The sequence below is a fragment of the Rhizobium sp. AQ_MP genome, assembly GCF_014237835.1.
In the GTDB taxonomy this organism is placed as follows: domain Bacteria; phylum Pseudomonadota; class Alphaproteobacteria; order Rhizobiales; family Rhizobiaceae; genus Allorhizobium.
In genome coordinates, this window is record NZ_JACJVI010000008.1 from 95,270 (window position 1) to 116,013 (window position 20,744).

Genomic DNA, 20,744 nt, shown 5'->3' on the forward strand with positions numbered 1-20,744 from the left:
GCGATGCCACGCATTGGCTCAATGCGCCCGTGCAGCGGGGCCCGGATTGTCCGGGTGGATTTCCGCAGCCATCAGGCCCTTATCGCCAGGCCCGAAGCGGACCAGAACCGTCTGGCCGGGGCGCAGTTCCGTCAGACCGAAGCGGCGCAGGGTTTCCATATGGACGAAGATGTCTTCCGTGCCTTCGCCGCGTGTCAGGAAGCCGAAGCCCTTGGTGCGATTGAACCATTTCACCAGTGCCCGCTCGAGACCGCTGGTCGGCGTTACCTGGACATGGGTGCGCACAGGCGGCATCTGCGAGGGGTGGATCGCCGTCGACTGGTCCATGGAGAGAATGCGGAAAGCCTGATAGCCGCGCTCGCGCTTCTGGATCAGCGCAACGATGCGGGTTCCCTCGAGAATGGTCTGGTAACCGTCCCGACGCAGGCAGGTTACGTGGAGGAGGACATCCTGCATGCCGTTATCAGGAACGATGAAACCGAAACCCTTCGCGACATCGAACCATTTGACGACGCCGGTGATCTCGATCAGGTCAACGGCCTCCGAAGACAGTTCCTCGAACTCGCCGAGCCCTTTCGATGAAATCCTGTCCGCCATTTCCCCAAGCCCCTCGAAAACGCGTCACATTGCTCAGTTAACTGATTCTTGAGATTCAGATTAACATTTGGTCAACGGATCTGCGCAAGCCCTAGTTTTACATTTCACCAATTGCTTTTGCACCACAGCCTTGCTCGAAGCTGACGGCTGTTCCATATCGTCCGGGTCAAAGGAGAACACCCATGCGCTACCTACACACCATGGTCCGAGTGAAGGATCTCGAGGCCTCGCTGCACTTTTATTGCGAGCTCTTCGGCCTCACCGAAATCCGTCGTTATGAAAATGAGAAGGGCCGTTTCACCCTGGTCTTCCTGACTGCGGAGAAGGATCTCGACAAGGCCAAGGCCGATATGTCCCCGTGCCTGGAGCTCACTTACAACTGGGACACGGAAGACTATACGGGCGGCCGCAACTTCGGTCACCTCGCCTATGAGGTCGACGATATCTATGCGATCTGCCAGAAGCTGATGGACAATGGCGTGACCATCAACCGTCCGCCGCGCGACGGCCACATGGCCTTTGTCCGCTCGCCGGATGGCATCTCGATCGAGATCCTGCAGAAGGGCGAGAACCTTGCGCCCGCCGAACCCTGGGCCTCTATGCCGAATACCGGCGCCTGGTAAGCCGCACCGCTTCGCGCAAGTTTGCGCGGCTAGTCTCACGATCAGACGAGGGTCGCCCCGGCGGCCCTTTTTCTTGGCCGGCAAGCGACTGACGGAGACTGGACATGAACCGAATTTCCCACCCATGCAGGCCATCGCTCGGCATCCTTGCGGTCATGGGGGGCCTCTTTCTCGCATCCTGCCAGACAAGCGCGGACGAGGTGTTGTCTCTGAACGAGGCAAGTCCGTCGCAAGAGGCTGCGGCCGCCACGGGCAAAAAAGCATTCCGTGATCCCTATGTCGTTGCCGTTTCGGGACAGGTGGCCGACGCGTCCGGCGCGCTGGCGTCCCAGGTTGAGACAGATCCTCCGCGCTTGAAGCGCCAACCGGTCGCGATTGCAGCGGCCTATTCGGACATCGCCGAACCGCCGCCGGAAGTGCTGGCCTTGCAGCAGCAGGCGAGCCAGGGACGGCCACAAGCCCCTGACCAAGCCCAGGTGGCAGCCAATCTTGGCGAACTCACCATGCAGCCGACGACGGTCACGCCGGGGAGCAACAGCCTGTTTTCCGCTGCCCAGAAGACGCAGGCGGCGGCTGCCGTCGATCCCGCAGCCGCGCAGCAGGGTGCCGTGGCCTCGGCGGAGCAACGCGGAAGCCTGGTCCCCAGCGAGATGCCGACACTGGGTGTCAACGCGGTGCGCAAGAGCCTCTTCAGCCCCTCGCCTGAACAGCAGATGCTGATGCAGCAAAAGGCGCTTCAGGAACAGGCGCGCGCGTCCGAGGCCTCTTCGCTGCCGCTGACGGAGGAGGCGGCGACCGGCGCCGAAGAACCGTTGCTGAAGCGGCTTTCCGATCCGCGCCCCAAGCGCAAGATGCTCGCGCTGCGTGAACCTGCCGGCAGCGTGCCTGAGCAGGTCCAACTGACGCCCGATCAACTCGCAGCCATGGGCGCCGTGGAGGAGCCTGATCCGGCCGAGCCTCTGCCGGCAGAAGAGCTGGCGGCTGCGGCGAGCGAGAAGAAGAAGGGCTGGCTTCCCTCCCTGTCGGACCTCTTGAAGGGTGGCAAGAAGAAGCAAGAGGTCGCTACGACACCATGACATTGGCCGATGCCAGGAGGTTGCAAGTCTTTCCAAACGCTGGATTTCCCGGCGTTTGTGCATGTGACCGAAGACGCTGTCACCAATTTTGCATGAAAGCTCAAAAAGCCGCTTGCGGACTGGGAACAGCCTGACTATAAGGGCGCCACGAAGCAGACGCGCCCTTCGTCTATCGGTTAGGACACCAGATTTTCATTCTGGGAAGAGGGGTTCGACTCCCCTAGGGCGTGCCACTTCGTTGCCATTTTCCCCGACATGTCAGAGACTTAGACTTCCGCTGCCCTGGACAAAAAGCAGTGCCGTTTCGCGCGCAAGGCGGCTTAATTTTTTCTCCTGAAGATCGTCAAATTTCTGCTTGCGGTCATTCGGGTGCCTGACTATAAGGGCGCCACCGAAGCGCACGCGCCCTTCGTCTATCGGTTAGGACACCAGATTTTCATTCTGGGAAGAGGGGTTCGACTCCCCTAGGGCGTGCCACTTCGACCTCCCCCATACAATCGAGAACCTGTGGACGGAAAAGCGCCAAGTGCTTGTTTGCGCTTGCGATCCCGCCCGGTGCCGTACCTGTGGAAAAAGTTGCCTGAGGCAGCCTCTGGCCTCTTGCACTTGAGCCAAGTTCCGGCCATAAGGGCGCCACCGAAGCGCACGCGCCCTTCGTCTATCGGTTAGGACACCAGATTTTCATTCTGGGAAGAGGGGTTCGACTCCCCTAGGGCGTGCCACTTCGATCTCCCCGACATCAGATCAGATCAGATCGGCGCCTCACGGCGCCTTTGCGGCGTCCATGACGCGGAACTGCACGCGCCTGTTTCCCTGCCAGTGGTCGGCGCTCAGCGTGCCGGCAACATGCACCTGATTGCCGCGATTGTTCATCAGAAAATGGCCGAGATCGGTTTCGGCGGCGCGAAAGGCGATTCCATCCAGGCGACTGCCGTCCATGCCTTCGAGGGTGATCTTGATGTGAGTCGTGCCGACGGGACGAGCGTCCTTGAGCCGATGCAGCGGCACGGCAAAGATCGGCTGCGGATGGCCCGAGCCGTAAGGGCCAGCCGCTTCCAGCTGGTCGACCAATGCCAGCGTCGCGCCCGATGCACCGATCGCGCCATCGATCTTCAGTGTCTGGTTTGCCGCGAGCGCCGAGACCTGTGCGGAAGCCTGCTCCTCGAAGAAGCTGCGCAGGCGGCCGAGATTGGCGCGCTCCACGGTCAGGCCGGCCGCCATGGCGTGGCCGCCACCCTTCACCAGCAGGCCCTCGTCCACCGCGGCGCGCACCATGCGGCCCATGTCGAAGTCGTTGATCGAACGCCCCGACCCGGTGCCCTTGCCAAGCGGATCGAAGGCAATCGCAAAGGCCGGACGCTTGAACTTCTCCTTCAGCCGCGCAGCGAGCAGACCGACGATGCCGGGATGCCAGTTTTCCTTGGCAGTGACGATGACAGATGCCTTCTCGCCTGTGCCGTATTCGGCCATGGCTTCGGCTTCGGCCTCCGCCAGCATGATGGCTTCCATCGCCTGGCGCTCGCGGTTCAACTCATCGAGCTTGGTCGCGATCTGGTCGGCTTCGGCCGCATCGTCAAGCGTCAGCAAACGACTTCCAAGCGCTGCATCGCCGATGCGTCCGCCGGCATTGATTCTCGGGCCAACGAGGAAGCCGAAATGATAGGGCGTCACGGGACCGCCAATGCCGGCCACGCGCAACAGCGATGCGAGCCCTGCATTGTTCTGGTGGCGTGCGGCAATCAGGCCCTTGGTGACATAGGCGCGGTTCAGGCCTTTAAGCGGCACGACGTCGCAGACGGTCGCCAGTGCCACGAGATCGAGCCAGGCGAGCAGGTCCAGCGACCGCGCATGCGGATGGCCTGCCTCGCGCAGAACACGCAGCGTCGCCACCAAGACCATGAAGACGACGCCGGCAGCGCAGAGATGCCCCTGCCCTGACAGATCGTCCTCCCGGTTGGGGTTTACCAGCGCATGGCAGACCGGCATTTCGTGGCCCATCTGGTGGTGGTCAATGACAACGACATCGACACCACGCCGTTCAGCAGCGCCCAGCGCCTGGATGCTGGTGGAACCGCAGTCGACGGTGATCAGGAGGTTTGCGCCGCGCTCGATCAGCTGGTCGATGGCCGCAGCGTTCGGGCCATAACCTTCGAAGATGCGGTCCGGGATGTAGATTTCGGCCTCCACGCCGAAATGATGCAGGAAACGGTACATCAGCGCGGATGATGCTGCGCCATCCACGTCATAGTCGCCGAAGATGGCGACGCGCTGCTTGCGATCGATCGCTTCGACGATCCGTGCTGCCGCAGCATCGCAATCGGTCAGCTTCGATGGATCCGGCATGAGATTGCGGATGGTCGGATCGAGAAAGGCCGGCGCCTCTTCGACACCAACGCCCCGGCCCGCAAGCACGCGGGCGACCAGTTCCGGGATCCCGTGCAGCTGGCTGATGGCGAGTGCACGGTTCTGGCCCGCCTGATCGGTGCGGGACATCCAGCGCTGGCCACTTGCGGATTGCTCGACGCCGAGGAAGGCGCGGATAACGGGATCTACCGGTTCGGTCGACATGACTGCTCTTTGCACGTGTGCAGGCGTTCATGCCAGCACCACAGAATTGGCGGACACTGGGCCGCCCTGCCCCGTTCTATTATATCGATTGCAGAAAATCACCAGAGATCAGACGGATGCCGCTGCTGCTCGTGGCGCCTCAGGCCATGAGCCAGGCGACGAGCGCGAAGGGTATCGTCATGATGGCCGTGAACACAAAGAGCAGAACCCAATCCGGCTGCGTCTTGACCGCAACATGCTTGGCGGACGCTTCGGCTGACCGACCGCCGCGTCGTTGATCTGCATCCTCCGGCGTCTCCCCGGCCAGGTCGCCCCAGGGCGTGCTGCTCTCCCCAACTCCCATCGAAGAGCCCCTCCCCAAGAACCCGATCGTGGCAGAAGCCTACGCCCGCCTTAGACTTTTGGCGAGAGATCAAACATAGAGTTTTTGCAAATTATCAGATGAATAACGGAAAATGGCCATCGCTTGAACCAGCAACGGCCATCCGAAACCTTTGAACCCCTGAATTTTCTCAGGTCTTGGGTCGTTCGATGCGAATCACCTGAGGCTCGCCGATCAGGTAGCCCTCGCCCTTGATGGCGCCGACGGCCTTGCGGACGGCGCTTTCCATCGTCGCGTGCGTGACGAGAATGATCGTCTGCGGGCGATCGGGAGCCGCCGGCTGCTTGGAGTGCTGCACGATCGATTCGAGTGAGATCGCGTTTTCCGCCATTTTGGTCGCGATGCTTGCAAAGACACCGGTGCGGTCCTGAACCGTCAGGCGAATGAAGTAGCCACCTTCGTGGCTCTGCATCTCCGCCTGACGATAGGGCTCCAGCAGATGGGCGGGACGGCCGAGAACCGGCACTTCCTGCGCACCGGGACGGCTCTTAGCGATATCGGTGATGTCACCCAGCACGGCGGATGCTGTCGCATTGCCGCCGGCACCGGGGCCGACCATCAGCAGTTCGCCGAGAATGTCGGATTCGAGCGCCACCGCATTGGTCACGCCATCGACCTGGGCAATCACCGAATCGAGCGGCACCATGGTCGGGTGGACGCGTTGCTCGATGCCGCTTTCCGTCTTCTGGGCCACACCCAGAAGCTTGATGCGATAACCGAGATCGGCTGCCGCATGGATGTCCTCGATCGAGATGTTGGTGATGCCTTCGAGATAGATCTTGTCAGCCGAGATTTCGCAGCCAAAGGCGAGCGTCGTCAGGATCGACAGCTTGTGGGCTGTATCATTGCCCTCGATGTCGAAGCTCGGATCGGCTTCGGCATAACCGAGGCGCTGGGCTTCCTTCAAGCAATCTGCGAAGGACAGGCCTTCACGCTCCATCCGGGTCAGAATGTAATTGCAGGTGCCGTTCATGATCCCGTAGATGCGGGAAAAATTGTTGCCGGTGAGCGACTCGCGCAGCGTCTTGATGACCGGGATGCCGCCGGCCACCGCCGCCTCGTAGTTCAACAGGCGGCTCTTTTCCTCGGCGAGTTTCGCGAGCTCGACACCATGGCGGGACAACAGCGCCTTGTTGGCAGTGACGACATGCAGGCCGCGAACGAGAGCTGCACGGACCGACTGCTCGGCTGCCCCTTCGGCCCCACCGACCAGCTCGACGAACACATCGATATCGGCTTCTTTCGCCATCTCCACCGGATCGGCGTACCAGGCAATGCCATCCAACAGGATGCCGCGATCCTTGGAGGCGTCACGCGCCGACACCGCCGTGACAGCGATTGGACGACCGCAGGCGACGGTCAGAGCATTGGCACGGGTCTGAAGGATGCGGACAAGCGAGGCACCGACGGTACCGAGACCCGCCACGCCGATTTTAAGCGCATTTGCCATGAGGCATTCCTGACGTCATCAAAAGGAAGTGAGGCGGTCCCGACCGGACCGCCTGGGTGTCAACGTGGGCTCAACGGTGGGCGTTGAGCGAAATCACGTTGTGCATCGTCTCGTCAGCCGTCGACAGGAACTTCTTGATGTTGCGCGCGGCCTGGCGGATGCGGTGTTCGTTCTCGACGAGGGCGAGACGCACGTATTCGTCGCCCATTTCGCCAAAGCCGATACCCGGCGCCACGGCCACATCGGCCTTCTCGACGAGCAGCTTGGAGAATTCCAGCGAACCGAGGTGGCGGAACTTCTCCGGGATCTTCGCCCAGGCGAACATGGTGGCCGCCGGCGGCGGGACTTCAAAGCCAGCCTTGCCGAAGCTCTCGACCATGACGTCGCGGCGACGCTTGTAGACGCTGCGGACTTCGGCGATGTCGGAACCATCGCCGTTCAGCGCGTGGGTTGCGGCCACCTGGATCGGCGTGAATGCGCCGTAGTCGAGGTAGGACTTCACACGGGTGAGCGCCGAGATCAGCCGCTCGTTGCCGACGGCAAAGCCCATGCGCCAACCGGGCATGGAGAAGGTCTTGGACATCGAGGTGAATTCGACGGTGCAGTCCATGGCGCCCGGAACTTCGAGCACGGACGGCGGCGGATCGCCATCGAAATAGATTTCCGAGTAGGCGAGGTCGGAAAGCACGATGATGTCATGCTTCTTCGCGAAGGCGATGACATCCTTGTAGAAGTCGAGGCTCGCAACACGGGCGGTCGGGTTGGACGGGTAGTTGATGATCAGCGCCAGCGGCTTCGGGATAGAGTGCTTCACGGCACGTTCGAGCGGCGGGAAGAACGTCTCGTCCGGCTCGATCGAAATCGAGCGGATGACGCCGCCGGTCATCAGGAAGCCGAAGGCATGGATCGGATAGGTCGGGTTCGGGCAGAGGATGACGTCACCGGGTGCGGTAATCGCCTGCGCCATGTTGGCGAAGCCTTCCTTAGAGCCCAGCGTCGCCACGACCTGCGTGTCGGGATTGAGCTTCACATTGAAGCGACGGGCGTAATAGGCCGCCTGGGCGCGACGCAGGCCCGGAATGCCCTTGGACGAGGAATAGCGATGGGTGCGCGGGTCCTGGACGACTTCGCAGAGCTTGTCGACGATCGCCTGCGGGGTCGGAAGGTCGGGATTGCCCATGCCGAGGTCGATGATGTCGGCCCCACCGGCTCGCGCGCTCGCCTTCAAACGGTTGACCTGTTCGAAAACGTAGGGCGGCAGGCGCCGGACTTTGTGAAACTCTTCCATCTTCAACCCCTGAAACCGCGCGGATCATCACCGCGGCAGGCGCGCTCGTTTTCCCAGTGATCACCCGCATCGCAACGAGGCGCGAAACCGAATGCGGTTGATGATATGCCAATACAAGCGCTCGCAGGAAAATTTGTCGCAAATCCGGCTGCAGGTCCTGAATCGCCGACGCAATTTTATGTCAAAAACGCCCCGGTTGCTTTGCGAAAAAAACGCCGGCAGCGCAAGCCTTAATTGGCGATCTGGGCCTGGGTTTCCGGTCCGTGCTGCGCTGCGAGCTTGCGCAGTTCTGCCAGACGCGCCTGATACTCGGCTTCGCTGATGGTGCCGGCCGAGCGTGCAGCACCCAATGAGGTCAGCTGGGCCTGCAGGGCAGTAGCCTCGTCATTGCTCATCTGCACGTTGGCGGCATTGAGCGAGCCCCCGAAATTCGGATAGCCATCGCGATAGGTCGAGCGCGCCGGTGCCGCATCCGGGTTCTCGGGGTCTTCCACATTCACCTGCAAGGCAGTCGGAACCGAGGCGACCTCAGTCGTTGCGGGTGGGGTGGTCGACTGGCACCCCGTGCCCGCCATCAGCGCCACAACTGCGGCGGCAAGCGCCTGTCCCGAAAGACCTGATAAACTGAACTTCTTGTGCACCATGGCCCCGACCGCCCGCGCTCACGCGGAAAACTGACATTCCTCAAGGGTGCAATCGTCGATCCTCTTCGAAAGACTATGACCCAATCGCTGGAACTTGTAGTCGTTTTCATGCAGGATAGGCAAACACAAAAGACGCCAGAACAATCCTGGGGAGGACGGCATGGACAGGACTCGGGAAGAAGCCGAAGCGAATGCCGCGTTCGATCCAAAACTGATCGAGCCCTATATCATCAGGGATCCGCAGGCGCTCACCATCAATGCCGCCAAGGCGCTCGAGAACCTCGGCAAAGCCGCCTCTGTCTGGCTGAAACCCCGCGAAACCGGCGAAATCGTCGATCCGGTCTCCGAACCCGCGGCCGAAATGGTCAAGACCATGGGCAAGGTCGCCGAATACTGGATGTCCGACCCCAAGCGTACGCTCGAAGCTCAGACGCATCTGCTCAATGCCGTTTTCGGGGTCTGGAGCCGGTCGCTGGCGCGATTCGCCGCACCCGAACAGCCGGTCAGCGATCCTCTTCCCAAGGACAAACGCTTCTCCGACGAAGACTGGGAGCGCAATCCCTTCTTCGACTTCCTGCGCCAGACCTATCTCGTTCTGTCGCAATGGGCCGAGAAGATGGTGAATGATGCCGGCGGGCTGGATGAGCACACGCGGCACAAGGCCAATTTCTACATGCGGCAGATCACGGCAGCCCTGTCGCCGGCCAATTTCGTCGCCACCAATCCACAGCTCTACAAGGAGACGGTGCAGAGCAGCGGTGCAAACCTGGTCAAGGGCATGCAGATGCTGGCCGAAGACATCGCTGCCGGTGGTGGCGACCTTCGCATCCGGCAGACAGACACAAGCAAGTTCGCCGTCGGGGAAAACATGGCGATCACGCCGGGCAAGGTGATCGCCCAGAGCGATGTCTGCGAGGTCATCCAGTACGAGGCGTCCACCGAAACGGTGCTGAAGCGCCCTCTGCTGATCTGCCCGCCCTGGATCAACAAGTTCTACATCCTCGACCTCAATCCGCAGAAGAGCTTCATCAAATGGTGTGTCGACCAGGGCCATACGGTCTTCGTCATCTCCTGGGTGAACCCTGACGAACGCCATGCCGACAAGGATTGGGAAGCCTATATTCGCGAGGGCGTCGATTTCGCGCTCGACACGGTGGAGAAGGCGACCGGCGAACGGGAAGTGAATGCGATCGGCTATTGCGTCGGAGGCACACTGCTTGCGGCGGCCCTTGCACTGCATGCGCAGGAGAAGAACAAGCGCATTGCCAGCGCCACGCTGTTCACGACCCAGGTCGACTTTACCTATGCCGGCGACCTCAAGGTCTTCGTCGACGAAGGCCAGCTGACGAGCCTCGAACAACGCATGCACGAGACCGGCTATCTCGATGGCTCGAAGATGGCGGCGGCCTTCAACATGCTGCGCGCCTCCGAGCTCATCTGGCCCTATTTCGTCAACAACTACCTGAAGGGCCAGGATCCGATGCCCTTCGATCTTCTCTACTGGAATTCCGATTCGACCCGAATGGCGGCGGCCAATCACTCCTTCTATCTGCGCAACTGCTACCTCAATAATACGCTCAGCCAGGGCAAGATGCAGCTTGCCGGCAAGACGCTGTCGCTCAAGGACGTGAAGATCCCGATCTACAATCTGGCGACCAAGGAAGACCATATCGCCCCGGCAAAATCCGTCTTCATCGGCAGCAGCCTGTTCGGCGGACCGGTCGATTACGTCGTCTCGGGCTCGGGGCATATCGCCGGTGTCGTCAATCCGCCAGACAAGCTGAAGTACCAATACTGGACCAACGGGGCCGCCAGCGGCACCTACGAAGAGTGGATGGCAAACGCCAAGGAAACCCCAGGGTCCTGGTGGCCCCACTGGCAGATCTGGATCGAGAAGCTGGACGACGAACGGGTGCCTGCCCGGAAGCCCGGCGGCGATGCGCTGAACGCGATTGCAGACGCGCCCGGCCGCTATGTGCTTGCCCGAGTCTGAGCTTAGCGCCCGCACCGGATGATCTTCTCACCGCCCCTTATCCCCGCGCGGCTCGTGCGCCGCTACAAGCGGTTCCTGTTCGACGCCATCCTCGAAGACGGCAGCGAGATCACCGGCTTCTGTCCGAACACCGGCTCGATGCGCGGTCTGACCGAATCCGGATCGCGGATCTGGTTGTCGCGCCATGATTCTGCCAGCCGCAAATATGCCCATGCGCTCGAGCTGGTGGAGGCCGATGGCACTGTGGTCGGGGTCAACACGGCACTTCCCAATCGTCTTGCCGAAGAGGCAATCTTAGCCGGGATCGTGCCGCAGCTTGCAGGCTACTCCACATTGAAGCGCGAACAACGCTACGGCCGCAACTCGCGCATCGACATCCTGCTGGAGGACGAGAGTAAGGGCAGCGTACACGTCGAGGTGAAGAACGTGCATTTCATCCGCGAGCCGCGCCTTGCCGAGTTCCCGGACAGTGTGACGACACGCGGCGCCAAGCATCTCGACGAGATGGGCGACCTGGTCGAGGCCGGAAGAAGAGCGGCGATGCTCTTCGTCATCCAGCGCGCCGACTGTGATCGGCTGAAGATCTGCTCCGATCTAGACGCTGCCTATGGCCGAGCCTTCGCCCGAGCGATTGCGCGCGGCGTGGAGGCCTATGCCATCCGATGTGCGCTCGATCGCTTCAAAATCGTACCCGAAAGCCTCATCCCGATAGACGAGGACGGTCTGCGTGCTTTATGAACGGCCAAGATCCTAGATTAGACGTTTCGAAAGCCACCCCATGGTCACCTATATCGATGCGGCGACTGCGCCGCTGAAGAACACCGGCGCGATCCGGCTTTACGGCGCAGACGACTTCGAAGGCATGCGCCGCGCCTGTCAGCTGACGGCCCGCTGTCTCGATGCCCTCGTGCCGATGGTGAAGCCGGGTGTGACGACGGCAGCGATCGACAAATTCGTCTTCGAGTTTGGCGCCGATCACGGCGCCCTGCCCGCGACGCTGAATTATCGCGGCTACAAGTATTCCGTCTGCACCTCGATCAACCATGTGGTCTGTCACGGCATGCCGGACGACAAGCCGCTGCGTGACGGCGATATCGTCAACATCGACGTCACCTTCCTGCTCGATGGCTGGCATGGCGATTCGAGCCGCATGTATTCGGTCGGGCAGATCAAGCGCGCAGCCGAAAGGCTGATGGAAGTGACCCATGAATGCCTGATGCGCGGCATTGCCGCCGTGCGCCCCGGCGCCCGTACCGGCGCCATCGGCGAAGCGATCCAGACCTATGCGGAAGCCGAGCGCTGCTCTGTCGTGCGCGATTTCTGCGGTCACGGCGTCGGGCGCCTGTTTCATGACAGCCCGAACATCCTGCATTACGGCAAGGCGAATGAAGGGCCGGAACTTCGCGAAGGTATGATCTTCACCATCGAGCCAATGATCAATCTCGGCAAGCCGCATGTGAAAGTGCTTTCGGATGGCTGGACCGCAGTCACCCGCGACCGGTCGCTGACGGCACAATACGAGCACACCGTCGGCGTGACGGCGACCGGCTGCGAGATCTTCACCCTCTCGCCTGCGGGCTTGGACCGTCCCGGCCTCGCCTGAGGCCATTCGCCCGGCACCACCATCCGCAACTTGAACTTGCGCGCGGCAGCAGTCGTGTCACTATATCCGTGCGGCCTGCGGCCGTTCGACCATGATGGTCAGGATTGGGGTGGCATGACGGGCAAGCTTCCATTCGCAGACGATCCTTCACGCGTGCAAGGCGTCATGGCAGACAAGGCGGGCGATCTTTTTGGGTCGCCAACCGCCTCTGCGGTCGATGATTTCCATGATGTCGACGAACGCAGTTTCTTTGCCGAGCAGACCACGCGGGATAGCAATATCGCCAAAGCCGCATCTGCACGCGCGACCATGCAGCCGGAGGCGCATTATCTCGGCCATCGCGAGAGGCTTCGCAACCGCTTTCGCGAGGGGGGAGAGACGGCGCTTGCCGATTACGAGGTCCTCGAACTCCTGCTCTTTCGGCTGATTCCGCGTCGCGACACCAAGCCGATCGCCAAGGCGCTGCTCGCCCGCTTCCAGACGCTTGGCGGCGTGCTCGGTGCGCCTCCTGCCCTGCTGCAGGAGGTCAAGGGTGTGGGCGAGACCGTCGCGCTCGATCTCAAGCTGATCGCCAGTGTCGCCCAGCGCATGCTGAAAAGCGAATTGCGCGAAAAGCAGGTTCTCTCCTCCTGGTCTGCGGTCATCGACTATTGCCATGCCGCGATGGCATACGAGACCACAGAGCAGTTCCGAATTCTCTTTCTCGACAAGCGCAATGTGCTGATTGCAGACGAGATCCAGGGGCGTGGGACCGTGGATCATACGCCCGTTTATCCACGCGAAGTGGTCAAACGCGCGCTCGAGCTTTCGGCGACAGCGATCATCCTGGTGCACAACCATCCCAGCGGCGATCCAACGCCGTCGCGGGCGGATATCGACATGACGCGCACGATCGTCGAAACGGCCAAGCCGCTTGGTATCACTGTCCACGACCATATCATCATCGGCAAGGACGGCCACGCGAGCCTCAAGGGTTTGAGGCTGATCTGAACCTTCGGCTCTTCTCTCCCCAGATCGTGGGAGGCCCCGGCGGACCCGACCGACATGGCGATAACGAAACGGTGACGTTGCACTGTCATACTCTGCGTGAATAGATGTGCGCTGCAGCATGGCAGCAGGCGAATCAGAGGTAACCTCATGAACCAGTATGACTTCGTCGTCATTGGCAGCGGACCGGCCGGACGCCGCGCAGCGATCCAGGCGGCCAAGCTGGAAAAGAAGGTTCTTGTCATCGAAAAGGGCACGCGCGTCGGCGGCGTCTCGGTTCATACCGGCACGATCCCATCCAAGACGCTGCGTGAAACCGCGCTCAACCTCACTGGCTGGCGCGAGCGCGGCTTTTACGGCCGGAGCTACCGCGTAAAGCAGGAAATCAGCGCAGACGACCTGCGACGTCGCCTGCTGATCACGCTGGATCACGAAGTCGAGGTGCTTGAACACCAGTTTTCCCGCAATCGCGTGCATCAAATGCGTGGCACCGCCCATTTCATCGATGCTCACACCCTCGAAGTGGTGAAGGACGACGGGGAAGTGGTGCATGTACAGGCCAAATCGGTCCTGCTTGCCGTCGGCACACGCCCGTTCAAGCCGTCGCATATCCCGTTCGACGGTGTCAGCATCATCGACAGCGATGAGATCCTGGAGATCAGGGAGCTTCCACGCTCGATGATCGTTATCGGTGCCGGCGTCATCGGCATCGAATATGCGACCATCTTCTCGGCGCTCGACACGGTCGTGACGGTTGTCGAACCGCGTGACACGATGCTCGACTTCATCGACAAGGAGATCGTGGAGGATTTCACCTACCAGCTGCGGGACCGCAACATGAAGCTGATCTTCGGCCAGACTGTCGAAGACGTGGCAAAGGCCGACGGCAAGTGTCGGGTGACGCTGAAGAACGGGCGCGTCCTGACCTCGGAAATGGTTCTCTTCGCCGCTGGCCGCGTGGGCGCCACCGACACGCTGAACCTTCAGGCCGCCGGCCTCGAAGCCGACAACCGCGGCCGCCTCAAGGTGAACCCGGATACGTTCCAGACCTCAGTGCCCAGCATCTATGCCGCCGGCGACGTGGTCGGCTTTCCGTCACTTGCCTCCACGTCCATGGAACAGGGCCGCATCGCCGCACGTCATGCGGTCGGGGCGCCGGCGCATGAGCCGCCCCAGTATTTTCCCTATGGCATCTATGCCGTGCCGGAGATTTCCACCTGCGGCCTGACGGAGGAAGAGGTCATCCAGCGCGGTATCCCCTACGAGACAGGGATCGCGCATTTCCGCGAGACGTCGCGCGGCCACATCATGGGCCTCGATAGCGGCATGCTGAAGATGATCTTTTCACTCAAAACACGGCGCCTGCTCGGCGTGCACATCGTCGGCGAAGGGGCCACCGAACTGGTTCATATCGGCCAGGCGGTTCTCAACCTCAAGGGCACCGTCGAGTACTTCGTCGAGAACACCTTCAACTATCCGACGCTGGCGGAGGCCTACAAGATCGCCGGGCTGGACGCCTGGAACCGGATGGGCGAATTGAAAGTGGAGAAGGTCGAACGCCGGGCGGCGGAATGACGTCCCAACTGGCGAACCCGCAGTTCTGAGAGGAGACGGGGCGTTGCCCAGCTGCTAGTGAGGCGGCTCCCTCGCAGAGCTTCGAGTCGCCCATGTCCTCATCGTTCCGCCAGATTGCGGCCAGGCCGCAGTTGGTCCTCCTCTCGATCATGATCTTCGTGCAAGGTTGCGCCTACGGCGCCACCCTGCCCTATCTCGGCGTGACGGCCATCGGGGCGCTCGGCATGAGCGACCAGGCCTATTCGGCGCTGACGGTGGTCGCCTCGATCATGACAGTAACCATCAGCGTCTCGCTTGGAATCCTCTCCGACGGCATGAGCGATCGGCGCCGGATGATCGCGCTTCTAGGGATTGCGGGCACCATCGGCTACGGGGCGATCTTCCTCTTTCCGTCAATCCCCGTCTTCGTCATCGCCACGGCTTTCGTCATTCCCTTCGCCCAGGCCGTGCATTCGCTGCTGTTTGCCTCGGCACGCATCCAGACGGCGGATCTTTCACAGCGGGACGCGGCAGCCGTCAACACCATCGTGCGCTCCTTCATGTCCGCGTCCTGGGTGGTGATGCCGGCGATCCTCGGCCTTGTCCTGGCGCAATCGGCGAACATGATTGGCGCTTGGGGCGCTGCAGCGGCTTGTACGCTTCTGATCGCCGCCGCCGCTATGCTGCTGCTTGCGCCCCCGAAGGAAGGACGCGAGGCGGGCGGGACCACCGGTGCCGCATTTCGTGACGCTCTGCGCGAACTGGTCAGGGCGGACATGCTGGTGCGGATGATCGCGATGGCCGCCGTGACCGGGACGACCCGGCTTGCCGCCACGATATGGCCCCTCATTCTCACACTCGAACTGGGCGGCTCAACGCGGGACGTCGGCTTCATTGCTGCGCTGATCGCCTTCATCGAGATCCCCTTCATGCTGATTGCGGCCTCGCTCCTGAAGCGCTTCAGCCTGCTCGTCCTGATCGTCGCCTCGGCCCTTCTCTACGGTCTGCACATGGTGGGGTTCGCCTTTGCCACGGCGCCTTGGCATTTCTATGCGCTTGCTTTGCCGGGCGCGGCCACCGCCGCAGCGCTTCTTTCGTTGCCGATCACCTATTTCCAGGATCTGTTTCCGACGCGCCCGGGTCTTGGCACGGCCTTCATGCCGATCAATTCGTTCCTCGGAAATGCCGTGAGCGCTACCACTTTTGCGACGGGGGCGCATTTCTTCGGCTATTCCGGCACAGCCTGGCTCGGTCTTGCTTTGGCAATCGTCGGCGTCGCCGGGCTGCTGGCCGTCGATCGGGGTCGGCTGAGACTGAGCTGAGTTCTCAAGCCTTCAGAAAGCAGGGCACTCTCTTTCGTCCCAAATGAACAGGCGGTTCGTGGCGGCGACCCGATCGGCTGCCATGGCACGGCTATCGGCGGGTTAAATGGTTGCACGATCGGCGGCCCCGAGGTGGGTGACGATGATCGTAGCCTGAGCTGTCCTTTCCGGCACCCGTCTCCCGCCAGCCCGGGATCGATCAGAAGCCCGACAAAGCAAGTTCGACGAAGAGCGTGGCACTCCCGATCCTCCTTCGTCGCATGGAATCCTATACTCCCAGACATGAAAAAGCCGCCCCGAAGGACGGCTTTCTCTGAATTCAATACGGCGCGGAGATTATTCGGCGTCGCCTTCGGCGGCCTTCTTCTTCGGAGCTGCCTTCTTCTTCGGAGCGGCTTCTTCGCCTTCGGCAGCGTCTTCAGCCTTGGCAGCAGCCTTCTTCTTCGGGGCTGCCTTCTTTGCCGGCTTGTCGCCTTCCTCGGCGTCGTCGGCGAGCAGCTCTTCCTTCGTTACCTTCTTGTCGGTGACGGAGACTTCAGCGAGAAGCTTGTCGATGACCTTCTCTTCGAAGATCGGCGCACGCAGGGACGCGGCAGCACCCGGCGTGTTGCGGAAGAAGTCGAGGATCTGCTTTTCCTGGCCCGGGAACTGCTGCAGCTGGGCAAAGAGCGAACGCTGCATTTCTTCTTCGGTCACTTCGATGCCGGCCTTTTCGCCGATTTCGGAGAGGACGAGGCCGAGGCGGACGCGACGCTCGGCAAGCGCCCGGTATTCTTCGCGGGCTGCTTCTTCGGTCGTGTCTTCGTCAGCGAAGGTCTTGCCGGACTGGGCGAGATCAGTGTTGATCTGGCGCCAGATGTTTTCGAACTCGGCGTCGACGAGCTTCGAGGGCGACTCGAACTTGTAGAGCGTGTCGAGCTGGTCGAGGATCTGACGCTTGACCTTCTGGCGGGTGACGTTGCCGTACTGGCTTTCGATCTGGCCGCGGACGATTTCCTTCAGCTTCTCCACCGATTCGACGCCGAGCTTGGTGGCCAGCTCGTCGTTGATCTCGATGGCGGCCGGAGCAGCGACTTCCTTGACGGTGATGTCAAAGGTTGCTTCCTTGCCGGCAAGGTTGGCGGCCGGGTAGTCAGCCGGGAAGGTTACGGTGATGACCTTTTCGTCGCCGGCCTTGACGCCGACGAGCTGGTCTTCGAAGCCCGGGATGAAGCGGTTCGAGCCGATGACCAGTTCTGCGTCTTCGTCCTTGCCGCCGTCAAAGGCAACGCCGTCGACCTTGCCGAGGTAGTCCATGGTGACGCGGTCGCCTTCAGCGGCCTTGCCCTTCTTGGTTTCGAAGGTGCGGGCGCTTTCCGCGATCTTGGTGATCTGCTCGTTGATCTCGTCTTCAGAGACGTCGACCACTTCGCGCGTGACCTTGATGCCGTCGACCGACTTCAGTTCGATCGCCGGGATGATTTCGTAGGAGAGCGTGAATTCCAGGTCAGCCTGAGCGGACAGGATCTTTTCTGCTTCCTTCTCGTCCTCGGTCATGACGATTTCCGGCTGGGTCGCCGACTTTTCGCCACGCTCCGAGAGGATCGCCGACGGCTTGTCGCGGATGATCTCGTTGACGAGCTCAGCCATGATCGACTTGCCGTACATCTTCTTGACATGGGCGACCGGCACCTTGCCCGGGCGGAAGCCGTTGATGCGGACCTTGTCCTTCACCTCGGCCAAGCGCTCGTTCATGCGCTGTTCCATGTCCTTGGCCGGAACGACGACCTTGATTTCGCGCTTCAGCCCTTCAGCGAGCGTTTCGATAACCTGCATGTTCTTACCTTCATGTCGTGGCGGCCGTGCTCGGACAGCCGGTGGTTTTCCCTGAGCACGACGCCGGAATTGATTTTCCCGGACGTGGCTGCGTCGCAATTCGTCAACAATCTGCCAAGCAAAACGGCGCCGGACTGACGGGAGCCACACCTCGGTGCTTCTCTCATCGATCCCGCGCGGCTCAGCTGGTGCGGGTAGAGAGACTTGAACTCCCACGCCTTGCGGCACCAGAACCTAAATCTGGCGTGTCTACCAATTTCACCATACCCGCGTCCAAAAGCGCATGCTGCATCGCGCATGGCCCCTCCGGAGCGCGCGTCTCTATAACACCCGTTTTCCCCCACGCAAAGGAAAAATGACAGTGTTGCAGGCCCCGCCGGACAGGCTTCACAGGCTTTGCAGCGAGAGAATGGCGCCGCTCAGTAGAGCGGCTCCTCGTAGAGCGGCTCGCCATCGAGCATCAGGGCGCGAATCTGTGCCTGACCGTCTTCGGAGACACGGGCTGCGACCGAGACTCGCCCCTCGTTGCGGCCGTCCTCGATCGGCTTGCCCTCGCCTTCGGGGACATAGAAGCGCTCGATGCCATACGAGACGATCAGGTTCCCGGCATTTTCCCATTCCCAGCCATAGATCGTGATCGGCTGGGACAGCAGGACGACGCTGCCATCTTCCGCTGCCAGCGGATCAAAAGATGCCTGGGAGACAATCCAGAAACCATCTGCCCCGGGCTTGAGACGCACATTGAGCCTCGCCACCTCGCCCTCCTTCGGTCGGGTGCCGGCGATCGAGGCCGTCGAGATATTCGAGATGTCATAGGTGAGGATGACATAGTCGCCACGCAGCAAATCGCGGGGATCGACGGGCGCCGTCTTGAGCAGAATATCGGTTCCGGACCGCAAGATCGAGGCGCGCCCCTCGATCATGTATCCAAGGATCGCTGTCTGGACGAGCGCGACGAACAGCGCAGCGGCGGCAAAGGGTCTTGCGGCGATCATGGCGTCACCTCGGAAACAGGCCGGGAGAAGCGGCGCTCCAGGCGAATGACGATGAAGGCGAGCACGGCGACCACGAGACCCGACAGCAGGAAGAAGGCTGAGGTTCCGAGGATGCTGTCGATCGTCTCGTAAGAGAGGAAAAGGACCTCTGCGGCAAAGGCACCATAGGCCAGGAAGCGCACAGCGCCGTTATCGCGTCCATCCAGCGCGATTGCGGCGATCGAAAGCGAAAGGATGACAACGCCGAGCACGGCCGTCATCAGCGCATCGAGGCCGCTCAACTGAAAATAGGCATATCCTGTCAGGGCCATGACCAGAGCATAGAAGCTTCCCGACGCGCCAAGCCGACGGTGAAGGCTCGCCAAGGGAGAGCGCGGCACCGTGAGGACCAGGAACACGACCGTTGCGACTGCGGCAACAGCGAGCGCATAAACCTCGGCGCGTTCAAGGATCGTCATCCACCAGATCCAGACGATGAGAAGGATGTAACCGAAATGTTTGGCGCGGATGGCACCCGTCCAGTGCGCCAGCGCGAAAACTGCGATGGCCCCAACCGGCGGCCACCAGGCCCAGAGACCATGGGCGCCGATGTTCCAGCCGAAGCTGTCGAAGCCGCCGCCAAAGGTCGCCAGCGACAAGGCTCCGGTAACAACTGCCAGCGCCCCGGACCGGAAAAGCGCGGCGGACATTGCGGTTACCACGAACCAGAGGAACATCGCCGAAAAGGTATCGCCGGAGAGATGATAAAGCTGGCCGATCAGCGCGATGGCCCCGCCGAAGGCTGCTGCGCCCATAATGAGCGCCCCGGCGGCAATGCGATCTGCGTCTCTGGAGCGCGCAATCAGTGCCGCGATATGGAAGACCCAGATCAGGGCGATGATACCGACCACCTTGACGAGACGCGGAATGAGCTCCCAGTTGGCGGCAATCAGCATCAGCAGCGAGGCAGCGATCAACAGCGCCGCAAACATCGACAGGACACTGCCGATGCTGAAACCAGCGCCCCTGCGGTCCACATCCGCGAGCAGCCTTTCGGCCGTGCCTGCGTCGATCAATCCGCGTCCCACCCAGTCATCCAGGTCGCGCTTCAACCTACCCCTGTACATATTCATTATCCCCGTTAGTTCCGGCGCAATCTGAAACGGTCGATGCCGAAAGACAAGCGGGGCGCCGGAACCTTCGCCGGGGGAATTGCAAGCCCATGCAAACATCGCATGCCTTCCATGCTGATTTTGCACTGCACAAAGTCGTATGTGTCGCCTATATTCATATTCAACAGAGCGACGGAACTTCTGGCGCTTCTTCTTCGACCCGCTTACTCCTCCTCCCAAAGCGGGATCGATTGACCAACGACACTCCTCCTCCCAGTCGTTGGTCTGCAAAAATGACGCTCACCGGACCTCCTCCCCCGGTGAGCGTTATTTTTTTGTCCAGCCGCCACCTCAAGCCTTACCTGATCCGCACGGCCGCATGCGGGCGCCTGTTTAGCGATCCCTGTTCTGGATGATGCAACCGCTCAAAAAAGCATCAATTAACAAAGCGTTAAAGCCCCTGTTATGCATGTAATGCATGGGTGCTCTGCCGCATTATGTCTTCAATCATTTCGCATCGCAGCATATATTCGGCTCAACAAATTCGAAGGGGCCCACGGATGGGTCCAAACCACCAAAGAGGTAGACCCAAATGAACATCGCTCGCTCGCTCAACAACTGGCGCAAGTATCGTCAGACCGTCACCGAACTCGGCCGCATGTCGGATCGCGAACTGCGTGACCTCGGCATTGGCCGCGACGACATCCGTCGCGTTGCCCGTCACGCCGTCAACGGCTGATCGGCCCCGGCTTCGGT

Annotated in this window: 18 protein-coding genes and 4 tRNA genes; 12 read left to right on the top strand and 10 right to left on the bottom strand. The window is 61.3% G+C overall.

From position 1 onward, the window contains the following. Positions 1-18 precede the first annotated feature (18 nt). Positions 19-597, bottom strand: a complete 579-nt coding sequence (locus H6M51_RS13190; protein WP_185810293.1) for a cold-shock protein — start codon at positions 595-597, stop codon at positions 19-21. A 182-nt stretch (positions 598-779) separates the two neighbouring features. Between H6M51_RS13190 and gloA the strand changes: the two genes are divergently transcribed. The 5 genes from gloA to H6M51_RS13215 all read left to right on the top strand — a co-directional run bounded on the left by gloA (position 780) and on the right by H6M51_RS13215 (position 3,018). Further along, positions 780-1,220 (top strand): lactoylglutathione lyase, encoded by a 441-nt coding sequence (gloA, locus tag H6M51_RS13195; protein ID WP_076396231.1) that lies wholly within the window; start codon positions 780-782, stop codon positions 1,218-1,220. Positions 1,221-1,324: 104 nt separating this feature from the next. Next, positions 1,325-2,296, top strand: coding sequence for a hypothetical protein (locus H6M51_RS13200; protein ID WP_185810294.1), 972 nt, complete (start codon positions 1,325-1,327; stop codon positions 2,294-2,296). A gap of 158 nt (positions 2,297-2,454) precedes the next feature. Further along, a tRNA-Glu gene (locus H6M51_RS13205) sits at positions 2,455-2,529 on the top strand. Between the two features lie 169 nt (positions 2,530-2,698). Further along, a tRNA-Glu gene (locus H6M51_RS13210) sits at positions 2,699-2,773 on the top strand. A 170-nt stretch (positions 2,774-2,943) separates the two neighbouring features. Further along, positions 2,944-3,018 (top strand) — tRNA-Glu (locus H6M51_RS13215). Positions 3,019-3,058: 40 nt separating this feature from the next. Here the strand turns inward: H6M51_RS13215 and recJ are convergent. The 5 genes from recJ to H6M51_RS13240 form a co-directional block, all read right to left on the bottom strand. Next, positions 3,059-4,864, bottom strand: coding sequence for a single-stranded-DNA-specific exonuclease RecJ (recJ, locus tag H6M51_RS13220; protein WP_185810295.1), 1,806 nt, complete (start codon positions 4,862-4,864; stop codon positions 3,059-3,061). Between the two features lie 139 nt (positions 4,865-5,003). Beyond that, positions 5,004-5,207, bottom strand: a complete 204-nt coding sequence (locus H6M51_RS13225) for a hypothetical protein (RefSeq protein ID WP_185810296.1) — start codon at positions 5,205-5,207, stop codon at positions 5,004-5,006. Positions 5,208-5,376: 169 nt separating this feature from the next. Further along, positions 5,377-6,696: a homoserine dehydrogenase gene (locus H6M51_RS13230; protein ID WP_185810297.1), complete on the bottom strand. Its 1,320-nt coding sequence runs from the start codon at positions 6,694-6,696 to the stop codon at positions 5,377-5,379. 70 nt (positions 6,697-6,766) lie between these two features. After that, complete coding sequence (locus H6M51_RS13235; protein ID WP_102019947.1) at positions 6,767-7,984, bottom strand: LL-diaminopimelate aminotransferase; 1,218 nt, start codon at positions 7,982-7,984, stop codon at positions 6,767-6,769. 230 nt (positions 7,985-8,214) lie between these two features. Further along, positions 8,215-8,628 carry an SHOCT domain-containing protein gene (locus H6M51_RS13240; protein WP_185810298.1) on the bottom strand — a complete coding sequence of 138 codons (414 nt, stop codon included), beginning with the start codon at positions 8,626-8,628 and terminating at the stop codon, positions 8,215-8,217. A 160-nt stretch (positions 8,629-8,788) separates the two neighbouring features. Between H6M51_RS13240 and H6M51_RS13245 the strand changes: the two genes are divergently transcribed. The 6 genes from H6M51_RS13245 (at position 8,789) to H6M51_RS13270 (ending at position 16,087) form a co-directional block, all read left to right on the top strand. Beyond that, the gene (locus H6M51_RS13245; protein ID WP_185810299.1) at positions 8,789-10,621 is read left to right on the top strand and encodes an alpha/beta hydrolase; all 1,833 of its coding nucleotides are present in this window, start codon (positions 8,789-8,791) and stop codon (positions 10,619-10,621) included. An 18-nt stretch (positions 10,622-10,639) separates the two neighbouring features. Beyond that, positions 10,640-11,359, top strand: a complete 720-nt coding sequence (sfsA, locus tag H6M51_RS13250; protein WP_185810300.1) for a DNA/RNA nuclease SfsA — start codon at positions 10,640-10,642, stop codon at positions 11,357-11,359. Positions 11,360-11,399: 40 nt separating this feature from the next. After that, the gene (gene map, locus H6M51_RS13255) at positions 11,400-12,224 is read left to right on the top strand and encodes a type I methionyl aminopeptidase (protein ID WP_185810301.1); all 825 of its coding nucleotides are present in this window, start codon (positions 11,400-11,402) and stop codon (positions 12,222-12,224) included. A gap of 165 nt (positions 12,225-12,389) precedes the next feature. Next, entirely contained in the window at positions 12,390-13,214 is an 825-nt protein-coding gene (gene radC, locus H6M51_RS13260) for a DNA repair protein RadC (RefSeq protein WP_185810454.1), read from the top strand. 147 nt (positions 13,215-13,361) lie between these two features. Further along, complete coding sequence (gene sthA, locus H6M51_RS13265) at positions 13,362-14,786, top strand: Si-specific NAD(P)(+) transhydrogenase (RefSeq protein WP_185810302.1); 1,425 nt, start codon at positions 13,362-13,364, stop codon at positions 14,784-14,786. A gap of 92 nt (positions 14,787-14,878) precedes the next feature. Continuing rightward, on the top strand, positions 14,879-16,087 hold the full coding sequence (locus H6M51_RS13270; protein WP_185810303.1) for an MFS transporter: 1,209 nt from the start codon (positions 14,879-14,881) through the stop codon (positions 16,085-16,087). 336 nt (positions 16,088-16,423) lie between these two features. Here the strand turns inward: H6M51_RS13270 and tig are convergent, their stop codons facing one another. The 4 genes from tig to H6M51_RS13290 all read right to left on the bottom strand — a co-directional run bounded on the left by tig (position 16,424) and on the right by H6M51_RS13290 (position 20,003). Then, the gene (gene tig, locus H6M51_RS13275) at positions 16,424-17,902 is read right to left on the bottom strand and encodes a trigger factor (protein WP_185810304.1); all 1,479 of its coding nucleotides are present in this window, start codon (positions 17,900-17,902) and stop codon (positions 16,424-16,426) included. A 186-nt stretch (positions 17,903-18,088) separates the two neighbouring features. Continuing rightward, positions 18,089-18,173 (bottom strand) — tRNA-Leu (locus tag H6M51_RS13280). Between the two features lie 148 nt (positions 18,174-18,321). Continuing rightward, on the bottom strand, positions 18,322-18,897 hold the full coding sequence (locus H6M51_RS13285; protein ID WP_185810305.1) for a GDYXXLXY domain-containing protein: 576 nt from the start codon (positions 18,895-18,897) through the stop codon (positions 18,322-18,324). Continuing rightward, positions 18,894-20,003 carry a DUF2157 domain-containing protein gene (locus H6M51_RS13290; RefSeq protein WP_185810306.1) on the bottom strand — a complete coding sequence of 370 codons (1,110 nt, stop codon included), beginning with the start codon at positions 20,001-20,003 and terminating at the stop codon, positions 18,894-18,896. Before H6M51_RS13290 ends, H6M51_RS13285 begins: the two co-directional genes overlap by 4 nt. 577 nt (positions 20,004-20,580) lie before the next feature. On the opposite strand from H6M51_RS13290, the gene H6M51_RS13295 reads away from it, so the two are divergent. Continuing rightward, the gene (locus H6M51_RS13295) at positions 20,581-20,727 is read left to right on the top strand and encodes a DUF1127 domain-containing protein (protein ID WP_185810307.1); all 147 of its coding nucleotides are present in this window, start codon (positions 20,581-20,583) and stop codon (positions 20,725-20,727) included. Positions 20,728-20,744: the final 17 nt, after the last annotated feature.

What these genes read in the sequence shown, in the direction of transcription:
- H6M51_RS13190 (WP_185810293.1), bottom strand. Translation starts at nt 597, where the DNA reads ATGGCGGACAGGATTTCATCGAAAGGGCTCGGCGAGTTCGAGGAACTG.
- gloA (WP_076396231.1), top strand. Translation starts at nt 780, where the DNA reads ATGCGCTACCTACACACCATGGTCCGAGTGAAGGATCTCGAGGCCTCG.
- H6M51_RS13200 (WP_185810294.1), top strand. Translation starts at nt 1,325, where the DNA reads ATGAACCGAATTTCCCACCCATGCAGGCCATCGCTCGGCATCCTTGCG.
- recJ (WP_185810295.1), bottom strand. Translation starts at nt 4,864, where the DNA reads ATGTCGACCGAACCGGTAGATCCCGTTATCCGCGCCTTCCTCGGCGTC.
- H6M51_RS13225 (WP_185810296.1), bottom strand. Translation starts at nt 5,207, where the DNA reads ATGGGAGTTGGGGAGAGCAGCACGCCCTGGGGCGACCTGGCCGGGGAG.
- H6M51_RS13230 (WP_185810297.1), bottom strand. Translation starts at nt 6,696, where the DNA reads ATGGCAAATGCGCTTAAAATCGGCGTGGCGGGTCTCGGTACCGTCGGT.
- H6M51_RS13235 (WP_102019947.1), bottom strand. Translation starts at nt 7,984, where the DNA reads ATGGAAGAGTTTCACAAAGTCCGGCGCCTGCCGCCCTACGTTTTCGAA.
- H6M51_RS13240 (WP_185810298.1), bottom strand. Translation starts at nt 8,628, where the DNA reads ATGGTGCACAAGAAGTTCAGTTTATCAGGTCTTTCGGGACAGGCGCTT.
- H6M51_RS13245 (WP_185810299.1), top strand. Translation starts at nt 8,789, where the DNA reads ATGGACAGGACTCGGGAAGAAGCCGAAGCGAATGCCGCGTTCGATCCA.
- sfsA (WP_185810300.1), top strand. Translation starts at nt 10,640, where the DNA reads ATGATCTTCTCACCGCCCCTTATCCCCGCGCGGCTCGTGCGCCGCTAC.
- map (WP_185810301.1), top strand. Translation starts at nt 11,400, where the DNA reads ATGGTCACCTATATCGATGCGGCGACTGCGCCGCTGAAGAACACCGGC.
- radC (WP_185810454.1), top strand. Translation starts at nt 12,390, where the DNA reads ATGGCAGACAAGGCGGGCGATCTTTTTGGGTCGCCAACCGCCTCTGCG.
- sthA (WP_185810302.1), top strand. Translation starts at nt 13,362, where the DNA reads ATGAACCAGTATGACTTCGTCGTCATTGGCAGCGGACCGGCCGGACGC.
- H6M51_RS13270 (WP_185810303.1), top strand. Translation starts at nt 14,879, where the DNA reads ATGTCCTCATCGTTCCGCCAGATTGCGGCCAGGCCGCAGTTGGTCCTC.
- tig (WP_185810304.1), bottom strand. Translation starts at nt 17,902, where the DNA reads ATGCAGGTTATCGAAACGCTCGCTGAAGGGCTGAAGCGCGAAATCAAG.
- H6M51_RS13285 (WP_185810305.1), bottom strand. Translation starts at nt 18,897, where the DNA reads ATGATCGCCGCAAGACCCTTTGCCGCCGCTGCGCTGTTCGTCGCGCTC.
- H6M51_RS13290 (WP_185810306.1), bottom strand. Translation starts at nt 20,003, where the DNA reads ATGTACAGGGGTAGGTTGAAGCGCGACCTGGATGACTGGGTGGGACGC.
- H6M51_RS13295 (WP_185810307.1), top strand. Translation starts at nt 20,581, where the DNA reads ATGAACATCGCTCGCTCGCTCAACAACTGGCGCAAGTATCGTCAGACC.